The 3071-nt window shown below is 61.4% G+C and carries 3 protein-coding genes and 1 pseudogene; 3 read left to right on the forward strand and 1 reads right to left on the reverse strand.

Annotation, left to right across the window (positions count from 1 at the left end; all coding sequences use genetic code 11):
- The 3 genes from QT222_RS03525 to QT222_RS03535 all read left to right on the forward strand — a co-directional run.
- Window positions 1-115: LUD domain-containing protein (locus QT222_RS03525; RefSeq protein WP_491476326.1), on the forward strand; the 115-nt coding region annotated here is incomplete at its 5' end.
- Entirely contained in the window at window positions 108-2309 is a 2202-nt protein-coding gene (locus tag QT222_RS03530; protein ID WP_491476325.1) for an LUD domain-containing protein, read from the forward strand. The genes QT222_RS03525 and QT222_RS03530, both read left to right, overlap by 8 nt.
- Window positions 2310-2513: 204 nt before the next feature.
- Window positions 2514-2807 carry a PRC-barrel domain-containing protein gene (locus tag QT222_RS03535; protein WP_004056572.1) on the forward strand — a complete coding sequence of 98 codons (294 nt, stop codon included), beginning with the start codon at window positions 2514-2516 and terminating at the stop codon, window positions 2805-2807.
- 4 nt (window positions 2808-2811) lie between these two features.
- Here the strand turns inward: QT222_RS03535 and QT222_RS03540 are convergent.
- Window positions 2812-3071, reverse strand: a pseudogene (locus QT222_RS03540) (phosphoesterase); the annotation flags it as partial.

Here is a 3071-nt window from a genome sequence, read left to right on the forward strand (position 1 = left end):
GGGACACTCCTCGGCGATTATCGCTACCGGTCCAAGCGCCACCGCCGACATGGGTGCACTGGTGAAAGGAGCACACGGTCCCAAAGACGTTCACGTGGTGATTCTCGATGAGTAAGGCACGCGAGGCGAAGGCGGCGAAGATTCGACAGTTGATGGAAACCGAGGGTGATGCGGTGGGCACGAGCACCCGCGGATTCAACGAGGGACGGTACGAGTCCGTCCAGACGCTCGACGATTACGAGGGGCTGAAATCCGAGGCGCGGGCCATCAAGGAAGACGCCATCGAGCGACTTCCCGAACTGCTCGACCAACTCCGCGAAACCGTCGAAGCGAACGGCGGGACGCTCTACATCGCCGACGACGATGCGGACGCGAATCGCTACATTCGGGAGGTTTGCGAGGACAAGGACGCCGAACGCGTCGTCAAGTCGAAGTCGATGACCTCCGAGGAAATCGAGGTCAACCACGAACTCGAAGCCGCGGACATCGACGTGGTCGAGACCGACCTCGGCGAGTGGGTCCTACAAGTTGCCGACGACTCGCCGTCGCACATCGTCGCCCCCGCCATCCACAAGTCACGGGAGGCCATCGCCGACCTGTTCAACGAGACGTTCGAGCCGGACGAACCGCTGGAGTCGGCCGAGGAACTCACCATGTTCGCCCGCGAACAACTCGGCGAACTCATCGAGGACGCCGACGTGGGGATGACCGGCGCGAACTTCATCACCGCCGACACGGGTACGATGGCGCTCGTCACATCCGAAGGGAACGCCCGAAAGACCGCCGTCGTGCCGGACACCCACGTCGCGGTCGCCGGTGTCGAGAAGATTATTCCAACCGTCGAAGACCTCCAACCCTTCGTCGAACTTATCGGGAAGTCCGGGACGGGACAGGACATCACGTCCTACATCTCGCTTCTCACGCCACCGGTCGAATCGCCGACCGTCGACTTCGACGACCCGGACACGCCGCTCACCGAAACCGAGACCGACCGCGAGTTCCATCTCGTCCTTATCGACAACGGCCGGATGGACATGCGCGACGACGACCAGTTGCGTGAGACGCTCTACTGCATCCGGTGTTCGGCGTGTTCGAACGTCTGCGCCAATTTCCAGCACGTCGGCGGCCACGCCTTCGGCGGCGAGACCTACTCCGGCGGCATCGGAACCGGGTGGGAAGCGGGCGTCGAAGGACTCGACACGGCCGCCGAGTTCAACGACCTCTGTACCGGGTGTAGTCGGTGTACTACGGCCTGTCCGGTCGAAATCGACATCCCGTGGATAAACACGGTCGTCCGCGACCGCGTAAACCGCGGCGAGGCCTCGGAAGTCGATTGGCTCGTCGAGGGACTCACCCCGGACGAAGAACCCGGCGGCGTCAGCCTCCAAAAGCGCTTCTTCGGCAACTTCGAGACGGCCGCGAAGGTCGGGAGCTTCTTCGCTCCGCTCTCGAATTGGGCCTCGCAACTGTCGGTCTCTCGTGACCTTATGGAGCGGTTCCTCGGTATCGACGCCCGGCGCGAACTCCCCGCCTTCCAGCGCGAGACGCTGAAAGACTGGTTCGACGCCCGCAACTCGCACGTCGAGAACCCGACACGAACTGCCGTTCTCTACCCGGACGTGTACACGAACCACGTACAGGTCGAACGCGGGAAAGCCGCTGTTCGCGCTCTCGAAGCGCTCGGCGTCGACGTGGTCGTTCCCGACGTTCGGTCGTCGGGCCGCGCCCCGCTTTCGCAAGGGATGATTGCGACCGCCGAAGACCACGCTCACGACGTGTACGCCGGGCTTGCGGAACACATCGACGACGGCAGAGATATCGTCGTCATCGAGCCGTCCGACCTCGCAATGTTCCAAACCGAGTACGAGAAGTTCCTCCCCGAAAAATCGTTCCAGCGCATCTCCGAGGCCAGTTACGAGGTTATGGAGTACGTCTTCGGCCTGCTCGAAAACGGTGTAGATGCCGACGCGCTCGCGACGACCGACAGCGAGGAAGTCGCCTACCACAGCCACTGTCAGCAACGGACGCTCGGACTCGAAGGCCACACCGAAGCCGTTCTCTCGCGTCTCGGCTACGACGTAGTCACCTCTGACGTGGAGTGCTGCGGAATGGCCGGGTCGTTCGGGTACAAGTCCGAATACTACGAACTGAGCGTCGACGTCGGGTCCGAGCTACAGGGACAGTTCCAGACCGACGAGACGAAACACCGAACCGTGGTCGCAAGCGGGACCTCGTGTCTCGAACAACTCGACTCGCTGCTTCGCCGACCGTCGCAGCACCCGATTCAACTCGTCGCGCCGCGGCGGTAACACCGGCGCGTGTCGGTGGTAATTTCCACCGATTCTCACCGAAATATCTATCGGCCGATGTGGAAACTTCCGGCAGATTTTTCGATACTCGAATCCGGATTTTCCGGTGTTTTTTCGCCGATGTCGGACGCTCGTCTGCCGTGTGTCTGCGCCGCAAGCCGCGGGCTACGAACAATTAAGACCCGGCATCCCATGTTGGCGGATATGGACGGGACGCCCGAAGAGATTACGACGCTCGTAGGCCGTGAGGTCTACTCGAACAACGGTGTGTTCGTCGGCGAGGTCGAAGATGTCCGCCTCGACTTAGACCACGAGACGGTCACCGGACTCGCGCTGACAGCCCTGAACGACGAACTGTTTCGCAATCAAATCGAACCCGGAAAGGGCGTACTCATCCCGTATCGGTGGGTCCGTGCTGTCGGCGATGTTATCCTCATCAACGACGTTATCGAGCGTCTGAAGAATCCCGAAGAAGACGAAGAATCGCTTATCGCGTGACGTTCTAACTCCCGTTTCCGCTCTCGCCGCCCTCCACACCCATTGCACGGAAGAGCTTGCGCGTTACTGCTTCTTCGGTGAGTTGTAAGAGCGTATCGCGGTTGTCGACGCTCGACTCGATACCGGTGAAGATACCGAGCGGAATCTCGACCGACCCCTGTGTGGAGTGGCCGCCAGCCTCGCCGATACCGGTGAAGGCGTCACTCAGAATCTTCCCACTGTTCATCCGGCTATCTTTCGACCGCGCGGCGAGGCAGATAGTGT

It is taken from the genome of Haloferax sp. s1, assembly GCF_058382125.1.